Source organism: Streptomyces sp. NPDC003284 (genome assembly GCF_053589675.1).
On the sequence record NZ_JBSFSI010000003.1, the window covers coordinates 290,471 to 305,168 of the forward strand.

Below are 14,698 nucleotides of genomic sequence, written 5' to 3' on the forward strand. Positions count from 1 at the left end.
GCAGGTCTCGGACCTGCGGGGCTTTCGCGTTGCCCGGGAAGTGCCGCGGGCGGGGCCGGAGTGCTGCCGGGGTGCGGCCGTGCTGTGAGGAAGGTCTCAAGGTCCGGCGGGCGCGGTGCGCGTCGTCCGGGCCGCCACCGCCTCCGATTCACCGTCCGGTGGCTGACGAGCGCTCGTTGAAGCGAGCCGAAGTCTCTCGCTAGCGTGTCGTGGGCACCTCGTGATCACGAACGTCCCCCTCCAACAGGCCCGCGCGGCCCGGAAGGCAGTGCGTCATGACGGATACCCGGCGTCCGGGCCGCGCTCGTGTCGTCGTCATCGGAAGCAGCATCGCCGGCCTGCTCGCGGCGGCGGCCGTCAAGGACCGCGCCGAAGCGGTCGAGATCATCGAGGCCCAGGACGTACCGGCGGGTCCCGGACCGCGTGCGGGTGTTCCCCAGGCCGCCCACATCCACTTCCTGCAGACCGGTGGGGCCGAGGCGCTCGATCTCCTCCTCCCCGGCTGCACGGACCTGCTGCTGGCCGCCGGTGCCCACCGCGTACCGGTGACCACCGACATGGTCGTCTGCTCACCCGAGGGCTGGTACCGGCGCTGGAAGCGCTCCACGCACCATGTGATCACCGCCGGGCGGGACCTGACCGACTCCGTCGTCCGGGAGCGGGTCCTCGCGGATCCCCGGGTCGGGGTGCGCGCCAGGACCAGGGCCGTGGGGCTGCTCGGCGACCGCGGACGGGTCACCGGGGTGCGGGTGCGTGGAGCGGACGGCACGGAGTACGCGCTCGGCGCCGATCTGGTCGTCGACGCCTCCGGGCGCGGCACCCGTATGCCCCGGTGGCTCGCCCGGCTGGGTGTCCGCGGCCTCGAAGAGGCCGTGGTCGACTCCGGCCTGGCCTACGCCAGCCGTGTCTACCGCGCCCCGGTGCCCACCCGCGGCTGGCCCGTCGTCGGCGTGCAGGCCGATCCGCGCCTGGACCGCCCGGCCGCCTCGGGAGGCATCCTGCCCATCGAGGACGAGCGCTGGCACGTCAGCCTGATGGGCGGACCCGGCGCGCGGCCGGGCCGGGACGCGGCGGCGTTCCTCCCCTTCGCCCGCACCCTGCGCCACCCGGTCATCGCCGATCTGCTGGCCCGCGCCGAACCGCTCACCGACGTCACCGTCACCCACAGCACGGCCAACCGGCGCCACTACTACGAGCGCCTCGCTTCCTGGCCGGACGGCCTGCTCGCGCTCGGCGACTCCGTGGCCTGCTTCAACCCCGTGTACGCGCAGGGCATCACGGTGGCCGCCCAGGGCGCCGTCGCGCTGCGCGAGGCGGCGGCGGCCGGGCCGGGGCCGGGATGGACGCGCCGTGCCCAGCGGGCGATCGCCCGCCCCGTCGACAGCGCGTGGGCCCTGAGCACCGGCCAGGACATCCGTTTCCCCGCCACCCGGGGCAGGCGGCCGAACCCCGCCGACCGGCTGCTGCACCGCTACGTCAGCAGGCTCTCCCGTACGGCGACGGGGTCCTTCCGCGCGGCCACCGCCCTGACCGACGTCCTGGCCCTCCAGGCGCCGCCGGTGTCGCTCGTCAGGCCGAGTGTGCTGCTGGCGGCGCTCGCCGGGCCCCTGCGGACGCCGCTGAGCGGGCCTCAGTTCACCCGGGCCGAACGCGAACTGCTGGAGGGCGTCGGCATCGGCGTCGTCGGGGTCAGGGCGCGGTGAGCGATATGCCCGCCTCGCGCAGCAGCCGGAGTTCCCCCTCGGTGAACATCGGGCCGTCCACCGGCGGACGCAGGGGCCCTGCCGCGGCCGCGAGGAGGACGTCCGGGCGGAGCAGGACGGTCGGCGCGGCCTGGAGGGTGAGGACCTCGGTCAGGGCCGTGGCGACCCGGAAGCTGCCGACCGCGGTCCGGGAGAGCCTGCTCACATAGCGGTGCAGCAGCCGGTCCGCGGGACTCGGCCGCTTGCCGCGCACGTCCGGACGGTGGATGTCCTGCCCGACGGCGAGGGACCACGCGAGGCCGACGGGCCGGGCGACGGCACGCTGCGCCCGCCGGGACAGGCCGTCGGAGAGCCCGCCGGACGTGAGCCGGTGCAGGGCGAGGGCGCCCTGGGCCGCCGCCGACATGCCGTGGCCGTAGACGGGGTTGAAACCGGCCACGGAGTCGCCGAGCGCGACCAGGCCCTCGGGCCAGGCGTCCAGGCGCTCGTAGTAATAGCGCCGGTTGACCGTGCTGTGGGTGACGGTGATGTCGGTGAGCGGTTCGGCGCCGGCCAGCAGATCCGCGATGAGCGGGTGGCGCAGACCGCGCGCGAACGCCTCGAACCCGGCCGGTTCGTTGCCGGGCTGGGCGCCCGGCGGGCCGAAGAGGCTGACGTGCCAGCGGTCCCCCTCGACGGGGACGATGCTGCCCGCCCCGCCCGGCCGCCGGGGATCGGCCACGATGTTGACCACCGGCCAGCCGCTGGTGGAGAACGGGGCGCGGTAGATCCTGCTGGCGTATGCCAGACCGGAGTCGATGCGGTCCTCGGCCAGGCCGGTGATGCCGAGTTCGGCCAGCCAGTGCGGGGTGCGGGTCGAGCGGCCCGAGGCGTCGACGACGAGGTCGGCGGTCAGTTCGGTCTCCGTGCCGTCGGCGCCGCGGAGGCGGACTCCGGTGACCCGGCCGGAGTCGCCGAGCAGGCCGGTGGCCCGGCAGTGCGGGCGGACCGTGACCCGCGGGTCCTTGAGGACCCGCTCGCGGACGACGGAGTCGGTCAGATCGCGGCTGGCGGCCACCAGGTACTGGGTGTTCCTGCGCCAGCGCCGGTACCAGCCCTCGGGGGAGAGGTAGACCATGTCCGTCGTCATGGGCACCCGGTGCGCACCGGAGGCCACCAACTGGCCGATCGTGCCCGGCAGCAGGGCCTCGATCGCGTCCGCGCCGCCCGAGAGCAGGGGATGGATGTGGGCGGCCTGGGGGACACCGGCACGCGGCTCCGGGCCGCTCGGCAGCGCGTGGGCCTCGATGATCTCGACGGTGTCGACGCCGTCCTTGACGGCGGCCGCGGCGAGCATGCCCGCGAGACTGCCCCCGATGACGACGGCACGGGTGGATGTTCTGAGGCGGTCAGTCATGGGAGCTGCTTTCTGCGGGGATGCCGGGGTGCTCTCGAAGGCCCGCCACGACGGGCGACGACAGCGCCCGGGACAGCGGAACCAGGTCATGCGGACGCCAGGGGGCCGGGCCCGGCGCCGTGTCCGGCCCCGGCTCCGGGCCCGTGCCGTGCTGCCGCGTCCGGGCCACGACGATCATCGCCGCGTCCGCGGTGGCGTCCGCGGCGGTCCGGTCCTCGCCGCGGCCGAGTGCGGCGCGCAGGGCGCGCTCGCGCACACCGGCGTCGCAGTACGGGGCCAGGGCGAGCAGCGCGTCGTAGATGCGGGTCTTCTGCCGGGTGAGCCGTACGGCCGGCGAGGACCACCAGGGCAGGGAGGTGCGGATCGCGCCGGGGGTGGGCACCTGGCGCAGTTCGCGCCAGAGCGGGGACAGGTCGCGCAACTGCCGCAGCGAGCCGGTGGTGTGGGCCAGCCGCGGCCCGGCCAGCGGGAGCAGGAAGCCGCAGACGACGAGCGCCGCGGACGGCGCCGCGGTCTGCGGAGCCACCCGGTCGATGAGGAAGTCCCACCGGTGCCCCGACCACAGTCCGGCGATCGCGACCAGCTTGACGACGTCGTAGCCCACGTGGAGCAGATAGCCGGGGGCCAGCAGGCGCAGCCCCGCGCGCAGGGAGCCCTGGACCTCCGTCGACCAGCGCCAGCACAGGACGCTGGTGGCCAGGGTGCCCACGCCGTGCGCCACGAGGTAGGTCAGGATCATCTCCCGGATGAAGGGGGTGCGGGCGTAGTAGCCGTCGAAGAGGGTGAGCTGCTCCACCGGGGCGTGCCCCAGCCAGAACAGGACGTTGATGGCGGCGACGACGAGCAGATAGACCGCGATGCACACCCGGGAGGCGCGCCGTGTCTGCTCCGGCGGGGCCGGCCGCCAGTTCGTGATCAGCAGCAGGCTCGCCCCGGCGAAGGTGACGATCGCCGAATACGCCACCGGGGCGGCGAAGTTGGCGATCCCGGTGGCCCGGTTGAGCGCGGCCAGGGAGTCGGGTGCCGCGAAGAAGAAGACCAGCGCGCCGTCGAAGAGCAGCAGGACCACGGCGCCCAGCAGCAGGTCGTTGCGGCGGCGCAGCAGCGCGGGGACCTTCAGCAGGCAGATGAGCAGCAGGGACACACCGCAGACGTAGAAGACGGTGTTGTCGGGACCGGGTCCGGATCCTGGTCCGTGGCTCGCGGCGAGGTGCACGGCGGGGGGCTCTCCTGGAGGTGTCGGCGGGCGGCGTGGGCGCTGCCGGGTCAGGAGCGGCGGATGCGGTGCGCCATGGAGACCTGGATGCGGCCGGCGAGGTGCGCGGGGTCCGCGGCGGTACGCGCCTGGGCCAGGGCCTCGCGCACTCCGGTGGCGAACCGGTAGCCGAAGTACTCGGCCTCTTCCTCGTGCCGTCCCGCGGCGGTGTGCCCGGTGTTCTCGGCGGTTCGGGTGCTCCGGGTGCTCTGGCTGTTCCGGCTGTTCTGAGGGCTCCGGGTGCGCTCGGCCCGGAGGGCGACGTGCAGCCGGAGGTCCGTCCGGGTGCCGGGCGGCTCCCCGGAGGGGTCGTCCGCGCAGACCGCCGCCACCAGGGCCCGCACGGCGTCCGGCACCTGCTGCTCGGCGGCGCGCGAGGCGGCGGGGCCGTGCGCGGTGGGGGCGCCGTCGTGCTCCTCGAACATGTGCCAGATCTCGTGCCCGATGATCACCAACTGGTGTTCCAGGTCGGTGTGCCGCTCATAGGCGATCACGTCGTGGGAGGCGCGGTCTATCCATAACCCGCTGGCGATACCGGGCGGGAAGGGCACCGCGTGCAGCCGGACCGGACGCCCCCGGACCCGTTCGAGGGCCGCGCCGATGGCCGGGATGACACCGGCCTCGCTGTCGGGCAGTTCCAGGGCCGACAGCAGGCGGGCGCTGAGCCGCCGCATGGCCCGCGCGCCCGCGCTCACCGCTGCCCCTCGGCGTCGTCGAGTTCCAGCAGCGCCTTCAGCGTCGCGTTGAGCACGTGCCACCGCTCCGGTGGCAGGCCGTGCGCCTGCCGGAGGGCGACGCCGCGCACGTCGCCGTACCGCGACAGCGCTCCGGCCGGAGGATCAGACAGCGGATCGGACAGCGGGTCGGCCGACGGACCGGCCGCGCTCCGCGCGGGTCGCAGCGCGGTGAGCACGGGCAGCAGCGCGCGGTTGAGCGCCTCGGGCGCCGGGGCCGTGAAGAACGCCTCACCGCCCTCGACACCGAAGAACCCCACGAGTCCGTGCAGCAGTTCCACACTGGGGACCTTCTCGCCGGAGCAGACCTGCCGCGCCCAGAACGCGGAGACGCCCAACTGCCGTGAGATGTCCCCGGCCAGGTCCGACATACGGGTGCCGGTCCGCCGCAGACGGGCGTCCGCGAGGGCCTTGATACGGGTGCGCACCCGCTCGTTGACGGTGTCGGCGGGCGGTTCACCGCCGTCGAGCAGTGTGCGGACGGTGGTTTCCGGCAGGGCTGTCCCGGCGGCCAGCGCTCCGGGGTCGAGCGGGTCCGGGTGTGCCGCGTCGCGCTCCTGGACGAGCGACCGGAGGCGTTCGAGCGTCACGGGCAGAGGCGGGACAGGATCCACCGGGATGCTCCAGGGTGCGAAACCGATCATATTGGCGTGCCCATGGCACTGTACCGCCCGGCCGCACCGGCATCAATGATCGTTTACCGCGGACTCGGCGATCGCTGCCGACGGTACTCAACGAACGGTGAACAGCTGAGAACGATCGTTGACGAACGGGGCTCCGCGGAGCACGATCGGTCGCGGGGCGAAGGGCCGCACCAGCAGTACCCGCAGTACCAGTAGTACCCGCAGTACTCGCGGTACCCGTAGCACCGCCCGCACTGCCCGCACCGCCCGCACCGCCCGGCCGCCACGGGTGCGCGGCCGTCCGTGTTCACTTCGACGAACCCCTGGAGATTCCCGGTATGCGCGTCCCAGTCGCACGGCGTGCGGGTCAGCTCACCGATTCCGACTTCTCCGAGGAGGACGTGGCCCAGTTCCACCGTCTGATGACGGACCTGGCCGCCCTGTGCGGCGCGGTCGGAGAGCGCCGCACTCCGGACGGGGCGTGGGCCCCGGCCTCCTCCGGTCTCTTCGAGCAGTTCGGTGAGTCCATGCAGCTGATCGCGGAGATCTCCAGGAAGCTCAACACGACGCGCGGCGGAATCCGCAGGATCCACGGCAGGGCGCGGGAGCGCGGTCGGCTCAGAAGCCTCGGCAGAATCAGGTGAACGCCCGGCCGGGGAGCCCGGCCGGGCGTTCCGCGCGGTGGTGCCGCGCCGGTGCGGTCCCGCGCCTGCGCGGTCCCGAACCGTCCTGAGCCGTTCTTGAGGGGTGCGGGTCAGCCCGCGCGCCACAGGGCGGGGACGTTCGGGGGCTCCCAGCCGGCCATGGAGGTGTGCGCCTGGACGCAGGTGTAGCTGGTGCCGTTGTAGGTGACCCGGTCGCCCGCCGTGTAGGAGTGCCCGGTGGCCCAGGTGCCGCTCGGCGGGTCGGTCGGCGGCGGGTCGCTGGGGCCACCGGGGGTTCCGTTGACGTTCAGGACGAAGTCGAAGGTCCCCTCCTTGCCGCTGCCGGCGCCGCGCACGTTCATCAGCAGCGCGGGGTCGTAGAGGGTGTCCGTGTTGTTGCGGGGCTCACCGGGGAAGTACAGCTGGGTGGTGAGCACGGGCTGGTTGGGGGCCTGCACCTTGACGTGGATGTGCCGCGTGCGGCCCGGGTAGAGCCCCGGCACGATCGTGGTCAGGGAGAAGGCGCCCTTGGCGTCCGAGAACTGGTGCCCGCGCAGCGTGAAGCCGGACATGTCGTAGTTCCCGGCGTTGTCCGCCTGCCAGAAGTCCAGCAGGACGCCGGATATCGGGACGCAGTTGCGGCCGAAGACATAGCCGCTGACCGTCAGCGGGGTGCCGTTGATGCCCGAGGTCACCAGATTGGTGCGCAGCGGCGAGTTCGGCTTGAAGTACGGGCCCTCGATCTGGTCGTGGGTCGGGCCGTCGCCGTCGTCGCAGTCGGGGGTGGCGGGCAGGGCGCTTCCCTGGCCCACGGCGTCCCGGGCGAGAGCCACCGTGCCCGTGAGCAGCGGGATGGCGGCACCGGCGGCGACGGCCGCCTTCAGCAGGCTCTTGCGGCTGATCCCGCGGCCGGCCGCGGAGTCGGCGTCGGGGCTGGAGCCGGAGCCGGGGCCGTCCGGAGCGTTTGGTGTCATGGCGGGTTCCTCGGTCTCCTCGGTGGGGGAAGAAGGACGGGACGTGCATGACACGGAGCGCGCCCGCCGCGCGGGGCAGGCTGATGTCGGGCGGACGCGCTCCGGTGGTGATCGCGGACGACTGTAATCGCGCTGGTGACGGGCGTGCAGATACCGTCCGGCCCCCTGCACGGCGTTATGTACGACGTCCTGTGCGATGTCCCGTACAAAGTCCTGTACGAGATGGTGTGCGAGATGGCGTACGAGATGGTGTGCGATCTGGTGGGATCGGGTGCCTGAAGTCGTGTGCGATGTGACCCCCGGGACGGCGTGCGAGGTGGTGCGCGAAGCGGGCCGGGGCGGTGAGCGGGCCGGGTCCGGCGGCGGTGGCGGGTCGGTGTACGCGGGGTGCGGGGCGCTGTAGCGTCGGGGCGCGTCGCGGCGGGGGTCCGCCGTGGTGCGGACACAGCGTGGACTGGGCGGGGAGGGGCGGTTCTTGATGGCCGAGGTCACCGAGGTCGGTGCGGGGACGGACGCGGGTGCGGCGGGCGGCGGGCGCGGGGGGCGTGCCGGGCGGGTGCCGTCGGTGCCCGGGTTCGCGCGGTGGCCCGGCGCGGGGTCGCCCAAGGCGGAGGGCAAGGCGCTGCGCGGGCGGGTACCGCGCTCCGCGCACGCCGGGTTCACGCCGGACGCGGGGCGGCCCGACGCGGTCGGCGCCGTCGAGGAGTCCAACCACGGCCGGATACCCGAGCTGATACCGATCCGGGTGGGGCGGATGGCGGCGACCCCGTTCGCCTTCCTGCGCGGTTCGGCGGGCCTGATGGCGTACGACCTCGCCCGCACCCCCGTGACCGGTGTCGCCGCCCAGCTCTGCGGAGACGCCCACGCGGCCAACTTCGGTCTCTACGGCGACGCCCGCGGCGGCCTGGTCATCGACCTGAACGACTTCGACGAGACGGTGCGCGGTCCCTGGGAGTGGGACCTCAAGCGGCTCGCGGCCTCCCTGGTGCTGGCGGGCCGGGAGGCGGGCTGCGACGAGGACGACTGCCGCGAGGCCGCGCGGGACGCGGTGGGCGCCTACCGGCGGACCATGCGGCTGCTGGCCCGGCTGCCGGTGCTGGACGCCTGGAACGCCATCGCCGACGAGGAACTCGTCTCCCACACCGACGCCCACGACCTGCTCGGCACCCTCGAACGCGTCTCGGAGAAGGCGCGCGCCAACACCAGCGGGCGGTTCGCGGCCAAGTCGACCGAGCGCACCGAGGACGGCGGACGCCGCTTCGTGGACGCCCCTCCGGTGCTGCGGCGGGTGCCGGACGCAGAGGCCCGCGCGGTGGCGGCCTCGCTGGAGCAGTATCTGACCACCCTCTCCGAGGACCGTCTTCCGCTGCTGGCCCGGCACGCGGTGCACGACGTGGCCTTCCGCGTCGTCGGCACCGGCAGCGTCGGGACCCGGTCGTACGTGGTGCTGCTGCTGGACCACCGCGGTGAGCCGCTGGTGCTCCAGGTGAAGGAGGCCAGGCCGTCGGCGCTGCTGCCGCATCTGGAGACCGCGGGGTTCGCGGTGCCGGTCCCGGCGCCGGGGGCGGAGCACGAGGGACGCCGGGTGGTGCTCGGGCAGAAGCGCATGCAGGTGGTCAGCGACATCCTGCTGGGCTGGACGACGGTGGACGGACGGCCTTACCAGGTACGGCAGTTCCGCAACCGCAAGGGCAGCGTCGACCCGGCCGCGCTGCCCGCCGACCAGATCGACGACTACGGCCGGATGACCGGCGCGCTGCTGGCCCGCGCCCACGCGCACAGCGCCGATCCCCGGCTGATCGCCGGTTACTGCGGCAAGAACCAGGAACTGGACGAGGCGGTCGCCGCGTTCGCCGTCGCCTACGCGGACCGCACCGAGGCGGACCACGCGGACCTGGTCGCGGCGGTCCGGGCGGGCCGGGTCGCCGCGGAGATGGGTGTGTAGGAACCGCGGGGACGCGTGTCTGGGAGCCGCGGGGACGGGTGGGAGATGCGTGTGCAGGGGCGTGGTCGCAGGGCTGCTGCCCCGGTCCCGGGCGGGGTGCCGGTCGCCGTGGCCTACGCTGGTCGGGTGACGACCCCGGAAGCTGAGCAGGGTGGTGTCGCCGGAGCGGACCGGGCGACGTCCGAGAGCGCCGCGCCGCGGCCCGAGGAGCGGCTGGAGCGGGCCGTGCGCGCCGCCGAGCAGGCACTCATCGAGTACGAGATCGCGGTGGAGACCTTCCGGGTCGAGATCGAGAACTTCTCCCGGCTGCACCACCAGCGCCTCGGCCCGCTCTACGCCCGCCTCGACGAACTGGACGCGCTGATCGCCGAGGCCCGCGCGGCGCGCACCGGCGACCCCGAGGACCTGCGCGCGGCGCGGGAGGCGCGGGCCCGGGTGGCGCCGATCCCCGGCGTCGAGGAACTGCTGCACGGCTGGATGGACGGCGACGGGCTCTTCCCGGAGGCCGCGGCGATGCTCACCGGCCAGGCGGTGCGCCCTCCGCAGCGGGTACGGCCGAGCGAGGAGGCCCGCGGGCTCTACCGCGAGCTGGTGCGCAAGGCCCACCCCGACCTGGTCCAGGAGGACGGCGAGCGCAAACGGCGCGAGGAGTTCCTCACCCGGGTCAACGCCGCCTACGCCCGGGGCGACGAGAAGGAGCTGCGCGAGCTGGCCGAGGAGTGGGCCGCCGGGCCGCTCCCCGCGGAGCAGGCTCCCAGCCGCGCCGAGGAGCTGTACGAGCGGCTGGAGTGGCTCGCCCGGCGCAAGGAGATGCTCACCCTGGTCGCCAAGGAGCTGGAGGACGGCGCGATCGCCGGGATGCTCCGGCTCGCCCCGGACGACCCCGACAGCCTGCTCGACGAGATCGCCGTACAGCTGCGCACCGACCTGGCGGAGCGGGAGTCCCAGCTCGCGGTGTTGCAGGGCGACGCCGACGCCTGAGCCCGCCCGGCGGGCCCTGCGCCCGTCCGGCGGCCGGAAGTGACCGGGGCTCCCGCCCGCGACCCCCTCGCGGCGACTGCCCCGGGGGAGTGTCGGGTAGCGTCGGATCCATGCGTTTCGGAGCGGGTGTACCCACGGTCGAGGTCACGGACCTCAAGGACGGCGACTTTCTGCTGGACGTCCGCGAGGACGACGAATGGCAGGCGGGGCATGCCGAGGGGGCGCTGCACATCCCCATCGGCGACTTCGTCGCCCGCTACGGCGAGCTGACCGAGGCGGCCCCGCAGGACGGGCGGGTCCATGTGATCTGCCGTTCCGGCGGCCGCTCGGCCCAGGTGACGATGTATCTGGTCCAGCAGGGCGTCGACGCGGTGAACGTCGACGGCGGCATGCAGGTGTGGGCCGCCGCGGGCCGCCCCGTGGTGACCGACGAGGGACAGCCCGGCCACATCCTCTGACAGCGGCCCGGTCCGGTCCGGCCCAGCCCGGTCTTTCGACGGCGGCGTGCCCTGTCGGGTGCGGTGCCCGGGGCGGGCCGCCCGGGTGGCGGGGCGTGCGGTGGCGGGCCGCCCGGCCGTGGGCGTCAGCGGTCGAAGTCCAGCTCCACCTGTTCCGTCGCCGGGTGCGACTGGCAGGCCAGGACGTATCCCGCGTCCGTCTCCTCCGGCTCCAGCGCGAAGTTGCGGTCCATCCGCACCTCGCCCGTGACCAGGAACGCCCGGCAGGTCCCGCACACGCCGCCCTTGCAGGCGTACGGCGCGTCGGGCCGGTTGCGCAGCACCGTCTCCAGCAGGGTCTCCCCCTCCTGGACCGGCCAGGTGCCGCCGCGGCCGTCGAGCCGGACGGTGACCGTGCTGTGCGCGGGCGCCGCCGCGGCGGGCGCGGGACCGGGCTCCGTACCGGCGTCCACATGGAAGATCTCCTCGTGGACCCGGGCCCGGGGCACGCCCAGGGCGCGCAGCGCCTGTTCGGCGCCCTGCACCAGCCCGAAGGGCCCGCACAGGAACCAGCCCGCCGCCTCGGACACCGGCAGCAGCGCGGGCAGCAGCTCGCCGAGCCGCGCCCGGTCCAGCCGCCCGGAGGGCAGCCCCGCCTGCTGCTCCTCCCGGGAGAGCACCGTCACCAGCTGCAACCGCTCGGGGTAGCGGTCCTTCAGGTCGGCGACCTCCTCCAGGAACATCGTCGACGCCGTCGTGCGGTCGCTGCGTATCAGACAGAAACGGGCCTCGGGGTCGCCGGCCAGCAGGGTGGCGGCGATGGACAGCACCGGTGTGATGCCGCTGCCGCCGACGATGGCCGCGTACAGGCCGGGCGCGGGCTCCAGGGTGAAGCGGCCCGCCGGGGTCATCACCTCCAGCTCGTCCCCGATGTTGATCTCCTTCAGGGCGTATGTGGAGAAGGCGCCGCCCTCCACCAGCCGCACGCCGACCCGCAGGGTCCGGGGTCCCTCGCCGCCGGGTCCGGGGGCCGGGGAGCAGATCGAGTACGTCCGCCGGACCTCGGTGCCGTCGGCCGACCTGCGCAGCGCGAGGTGCTGGCCCGCCGCGTGCCGGTACTCCTCGCGCAGCTCGGGCGGCACCGCGAAGGTGAGGGCCACCGAGTCGTCGGTGAGCCGCTCGACCGCCGTCACGGGCAGGGGGTGGAAGCGGGCCATCACACCTCCTTGAAGTGGTCGAACGGTTCCCGGCAGGAGAGGCAGCGGCGCAGCGCCTTGCACGCGGTCGACGAGAACCTGCTGAGCAGTTCGGTGTCGGCCGATCCGCAGTGCGGGCAGGGGACGGGGTCCGCGGGCGTCCCTTGCGCACCGGCCGGGGCGGGGCGGGTGCGGGTCGGGCCCAGCTCCAGCGGGACGGGGGTGGAGGGGGTGCGGACGCGCGGGGGCGCTATGCCGAACTCCCGTAGTTTGCGGCGGCCTTCGGCGGTGATGTCGTCCGTCGACCAGGCCGGGGCGAGGACGGTGCGCACGGTGACCTCCCGCACGCCGTGTTCGCGCAGCACCCGCTCGATGTCCAGCGACATGGCCTCGATCGCCGGGCAGCCGGTGTAGGTGGGGGTCAGCTCGACCTCCACCGCGTCCGTGCCGTGCAGGTGGAGCGCGCGGACCACGCCCAGCTCCGCCAGGGTGAGCACGGGCAGCTCGGGGTCGGGCACCGAGCCCGCCAGGCGCAGCAGTTCCGTCTCCAGCGGGGTCGTGGTGGTCACCATGTCGCCCCCGGGTGGCTGCGGTGCAGATGCTGCATCTCGGCGAGCATCGGCCCGAACGGCTCGGTGTGCAGGCCCTGGCGGCCCGCGCCCGCCGACCACGCCCCGGCGCGCGGGCCCTCGGGCAGCTCCAGCGTGGCCCGGTCCAGCACGGCGGTGACGGACTCCAGCCAGGCGGCCTCCAGGGCGGCCAGGTCGACGTCCAGGCCCTCCACCGGCTGGAACATCTCGCCGGTGAACCGCCACAGCGCGGTGCAGGCGCGCCGCATGCGCTCATGGCTGACGTCGGTGCCGTCGCCGAGCCGCAGCGTCCACTGCTCGGCGTGGTCGCGGTGGTAGGCGACCTCCTTGACGGCCTTGCCGGCGAGCGGGGCGAACACCCCTGCCCCCGTCGCCAGTTCGGCGTACAGGAGGTGCTGGTAGGTGGAGAAGTAGAGCTGGCGGGCGATGGTGTGCGCGAAGTCGCCGTTGGGCTGCTCGACGAGCTGGAGCTGGGTGAAGGCGCGCTCCTCGCGCAGATACGCCAGCTCGTCCTCGTCACCGGCCATCGACAGCAGGACGCGGGCCTGGCCCAGCAGGTCCAGGGCGATGTTGGAGAGGGCGACCTCCTCCTCCAGGACGGGCGCGTGACCGACCCACTCTCCCAGGCGGTGGGAGAGCACCAGGGCGTCGTCACCCAGGGCCAGGGCGGCGGTGGTGGCGGGGGCGGGGGCCGTGGCCGTCACAGGTGCTGCACCCCTTCCGGGATCTCGTAGAACGTCGGGTGCCGGTAGGGCTTGTCGGCGGCCGGTTCGAAGAACGGGTCCTTCTCGTCCGGCGAGGAGGCGGTGATCGCGGCGGACGGCACGACCCAGATCGAGACGCCCTCGCCGCGCCGGGTGTACAGGTCGCGCGCGTTGCGCAGGGCCAGCTCCGCGTCCGGGGCGTGCAGGCTGCCCGCGTGGGTGTGGGAGAGGCCGCGCCGGGAGCGCACGAAGACCTCCCACAGGGGCCAGTCGGTGCTCGTCATTCCTGTCCCGCTCCTGTCGTGCCGGTGTGCTTGGCGGCGTGGGCGGCGGCCGCCTCCCTCACCCAGGCACCCTCGTCGTGGGCCCGTCGGCGCTGGGTGATGCGCTGTTCGTTGCACGGGCCGTTGCCCTTGAGGACGCCCTGGAACTCGGCCCAGTCGATGGCGCCGAAGTCGTGGTGGCCCCGCTCCTCGTTCCACTTCAGGTCGGGGTCGGGCAGGGTGAGGCCGAGGGCCTCGGCCTGCGGGACGCAGATGTCGACGAAGCGCTGGCGCAGCTCGTCGTTGGAGTGGCGCTTGATCTTCCACGCCATCGACTGGGCGGAGTGCTGGGAGGCGTCGTCGGGCGGGCCGAACATCATCAGGGACGGCCACCACCAGCGGTCCACGGCGTCCTGCGCCATCGCGTGCTGCTCGGGCGTGCCCCGGCTCAGGGTGAGCAGCAGCTCGTACCCCTGGCGCTGGTGGAAGGACTCCTCCTTGCAGACGCGGACCATCGCGCGGCCGTACGGGCCGTAGGAGCAGCGGCACAGCGGGACCTGGTTGGTGATCGCCGCGCCGTCCACCAGCCAGCCGACCGCGCCGACGTCCGCCCAGGTGAGGGTGGGGTAGTTGAAGATCGAGGAGTACTTCTGCCGACCGCTGTGCAGCTTGTCGAGCAGCTCCTCGCGGCTGACGCCCAGGGTCTCGGCCGCGCTGTACAGATACAGGCCGTGGCCCGCCTCGTCCTGGACCTTGGCCATGAGGATGGCCTTGCGGCGCAGGGACGGCGCGCGGGTGATCCAGTTGGCCTCCGGCTGCATGCCGATGATCTCTGAATGCGCGTGCTGGGCGATCTGCCGGACCAGTGACGCGCGGTAGGCGTCGGGCATCCAGTCCCGCGGTTCGATGCGCTCGTCGGCGGCCACCGCGGCGTCGAACGCGCGCTGGAGGGCGTCGGCTTCCGCCGCGGCGCCCGCTGTGTCGCTCGCCAGGACGCCGGCCGTCTGCTGCGCGGCTGCTGTCGCCATGCGGTCCCCCTCGACCTCGGCTCTCGGGATTCTCCCGACCGATCGTTCGGTTCGGTGAATTCCATGGTGCGGTCCGCCGCCGTAGGGTGTCAACCGCTGTGGACAACTGCGGGCGCCTCCTGTGGACAGACCGCGGAAAGGCCACGGAAAGGCCGTGGACAGGTCGCGGGCGGGCCTCGGGCGGCTCGGGCAGGCTGCGGATCGGGTCGCGGACGGATCGGGTCG

Annotated in this window: 15 protein-coding genes; 5 read left to right on the plus strand and 10 right to left on the minus strand. The window is 73.9% G+C overall.

Going from position 1 to position 14,698, the window contains the following annotated elements:
* Window positions 1-275: 275 nt before the first annotated feature.
* Window positions 276-1,703: an FAD-dependent oxidoreductase gene (locus ACWDYF_RS08385; RefSeq protein ID WP_389462744.1), complete on the plus strand. Its 1,428-nt coding sequence runs from the start codon at window positions 276-278 to the stop codon at window positions 1,701-1,703.
* On the opposite strand, the gene ACWDYF_RS08390 is transcribed toward ACWDYF_RS08385, so the two are convergent.
* From ACWDYF_RS08390 to ACWDYF_RS08405, 4 genes are read right to left on the minus strand one after another with little or no spacing between them, the layout of a single operon-like run.
* Window positions 1,690-3,099 carry an NAD(P)/FAD-dependent oxidoreductase gene (locus ACWDYF_RS08390; RefSeq protein WP_389462743.1) on the minus strand — a complete coding sequence of 470 codons (1,410 nt, stop codon included), beginning with the start codon at window positions 3,097-3,099 and terminating at the stop codon, window positions 1,690-1,692. The genes ACWDYF_RS08385 and ACWDYF_RS08390 overlap by 14 nt on opposite strands.
* The gene (locus tag ACWDYF_RS08395) at window positions 3,092-4,315 is read right to left on the minus strand and encodes an MAB_1171c family putative transporter (RefSeq protein ID WP_389462742.1); all 1,224 of its coding nucleotides are present in this window, start codon (window positions 4,313-4,315) and stop codon (window positions 3,092-3,094) included. The genes ACWDYF_RS08390 and ACWDYF_RS08395 overlap by 8 nt, the downstream gene beginning before the upstream one ends.
* Before the next feature lie 50 nt (window positions 4,316-4,365).
* Entirely contained in the window at window positions 4,366-5,049 is a 684-nt protein-coding gene (locus ACWDYF_RS08400; RefSeq protein WP_389462741.1) for a hypothetical protein, read from the minus strand.
* Entirely contained in the window at window positions 5,046-5,678 is a 633-nt protein-coding gene (locus tag ACWDYF_RS08405; protein WP_389462740.1) for a hypothetical protein, read from the minus strand. Before ACWDYF_RS08405 ends, ACWDYF_RS08400 begins: the two co-directional genes overlap by 4 nt.
* Window positions 5,679-6,049: 371 nt before the next feature.
* On the opposite strand from ACWDYF_RS08405, the gene ACWDYF_RS08410 reads away from it, so the two are divergent.
* Complete coding sequence (locus ACWDYF_RS08410; RefSeq protein ID WP_018569156.1) at window positions 6,050-6,355, plus strand: hypothetical protein; 306 nt, start codon at window positions 6,050-6,052, stop codon at window positions 6,353-6,355.
* 110 nt (window positions 6,356-6,465) lie between these two features.
* Here ACWDYF_RS08410 and ACWDYF_RS08415 read toward each other — a convergent pair whose 3' ends face one another.
* On the minus strand, window positions 6,466-7,329 hold the full coding sequence (locus tag ACWDYF_RS08415; RefSeq protein ID WP_389462739.1) for a carbohydrate-binding protein: 864 nt from the start codon (window positions 7,327-7,329) through the stop codon (window positions 6,466-6,468).
* Between the two features lie 478 nt (window positions 7,330-7,807).
* Between ACWDYF_RS08415 and ACWDYF_RS08420 the strand changes: the two genes are divergently transcribed.
* From ACWDYF_RS08420 to ACWDYF_RS08430, 3 genes are all read left to right on the plus strand, one after another.
* Window positions 7,808-9,274, plus strand: coding sequence for a DUF2252 domain-containing protein (locus ACWDYF_RS08420; RefSeq protein ID WP_389462738.1), 1,467 nt, complete (start codon window positions 7,808-7,810; stop codon window positions 9,272-9,274).
* A 126-nt stretch (window positions 9,275-9,400) separates the two neighbouring features.
* Window positions 9,401-10,255 (plus strand): hypothetical protein, encoded by an 855-nt coding sequence (locus ACWDYF_RS08425; protein ID WP_389462737.1) that lies wholly within the window; start codon window positions 9,401-9,403, stop codon window positions 10,253-10,255.
* A 110-nt stretch (window positions 10,256-10,365) separates the two neighbouring features.
* Window positions 10,366-10,713, plus strand: a complete 348-nt coding sequence (locus tag ACWDYF_RS08430) for a rhodanese-like domain-containing protein (RefSeq protein ID WP_018569151.1) — start codon at window positions 10,366-10,368, stop codon at window positions 10,711-10,713.
* A 125-nt stretch (window positions 10,714-10,838) separates the two neighbouring features.
* On the opposite strand, the gene ACWDYF_RS08435 is transcribed toward ACWDYF_RS08430, so the two are convergent.
* Genes ACWDYF_RS08435 through paaA form a run of 5 tightly spaced genes read right to left on the minus strand, consistent with a single transcriptional unit; the run spans window position 10,839 to window position 14,473 of the window.
* The gene (locus ACWDYF_RS08435; RefSeq protein ID WP_389462736.1) at window positions 10,839-11,909 is read right to left on the minus strand and encodes a 2Fe-2S iron-sulfur cluster-binding protein; all 1,071 of its coding nucleotides are present in this window, start codon (window positions 11,907-11,909) and stop codon (window positions 10,839-10,841) included.
* Complete coding sequence (gene paaD, locus ACWDYF_RS08440; RefSeq protein WP_026252746.1) at window positions 11,909-12,457, minus strand: 1,2-phenylacetyl-CoA epoxidase subunit PaaD; 549 nt, start codon at window positions 12,455-12,457, stop codon at window positions 11,909-11,911. Before paaD ends, ACWDYF_RS08435 begins: the two co-directional genes overlap by 1 nt.
* Window positions 12,454-13,182, minus strand: a complete 729-nt coding sequence (paaC, locus tag ACWDYF_RS08445; protein WP_389462735.1) for a 1,2-phenylacetyl-CoA epoxidase subunit PaaC — start codon at window positions 13,180-13,182, stop codon at window positions 12,454-12,456. The genes paaD and paaC overlap by 4 nt, the downstream gene beginning before the upstream one ends.
* The gene (gene paaB / locus ACWDYF_RS08450; RefSeq protein ID WP_018569147.1) at window positions 13,179-13,466 is read right to left on the minus strand and encodes a 1,2-phenylacetyl-CoA epoxidase subunit PaaB; all 288 of its coding nucleotides are present in this window, start codon (window positions 13,464-13,466) and stop codon (window positions 13,179-13,181) included. Before paaB ends, paaC begins: the two co-directional genes overlap by 4 nt.
* The gene (gene paaA / locus ACWDYF_RS08455; protein WP_389462734.1) at window positions 13,463-14,473 is read right to left on the minus strand and encodes a 1,2-phenylacetyl-CoA epoxidase subunit PaaA; all 1,011 of its coding nucleotides are present in this window, start codon (window positions 14,471-14,473) and stop codon (window positions 13,463-13,465) included. Before paaA ends, paaB begins: the two co-directional genes overlap by 4 nt.
* Window positions 14,474-14,698: the final 225 nt, after the last annotated feature.

Excerpts from the sequence above, each read along its gene's own strand:
- ACWDYF_RS08385 (WP_389462744.1), top strand. The coding sequence starts at position 276 with ATGACGGATACCCGGCGTCCGGGCCGCGCTCGTGTCGTCGTCATCGGA.
- ACWDYF_RS08390 (WP_389462743.1), bottom strand. The coding sequence starts at position 3,099 with ATGACTGACCGCCTCAGAACATCCACCCGTGCCGTCGTCATCGGGGGC.
- ACWDYF_RS08410 (WP_018569156.1), top strand. The coding sequence starts at position 6,050 with ATGCGCGTCCCAGTCGCACGGCGTGCGGGTCAGCTCACCGATTCCGAC.
- ACWDYF_RS08415 (WP_389462739.1), bottom strand. The coding sequence starts at position 7,329 with ATGACACCAAACGCTCCGGACGGCCCCGGCTCCGGCTCCAGCCCCGAC.
- ACWDYF_RS08420 (WP_389462738.1), top strand. The coding sequence starts at position 7,808 with ATGGCCGAGGTCACCGAGGTCGGTGCGGGGACGGACGCGGGTGCGGCG.
- ACWDYF_RS08430 (WP_018569151.1), top strand. The coding sequence starts at position 10,366 with ATGCGTTTCGGAGCGGGTGTACCCACGGTCGAGGTCACGGACCTCAAG.
- ACWDYF_RS08435 (WP_389462736.1), bottom strand. The coding sequence starts at position 11,909 with ATGGCCCGCTTCCACCCCCTGCCCGTGACGGCGGTCGAGCGGCTCACC.
- paaB (WP_018569147.1), bottom strand. The coding sequence starts at position 13,466 with ATGACGAGCACCGACTGGCCCCTGTGGGAGGTCTTCGTGCGCTCCCGG.
- paaA (WP_389462734.1), bottom strand. The coding sequence starts at position 14,473 with ATGGCGACAGCAGCCGCGCAGCAGACGGCCGGCGTCCTGGCGAGCGAC.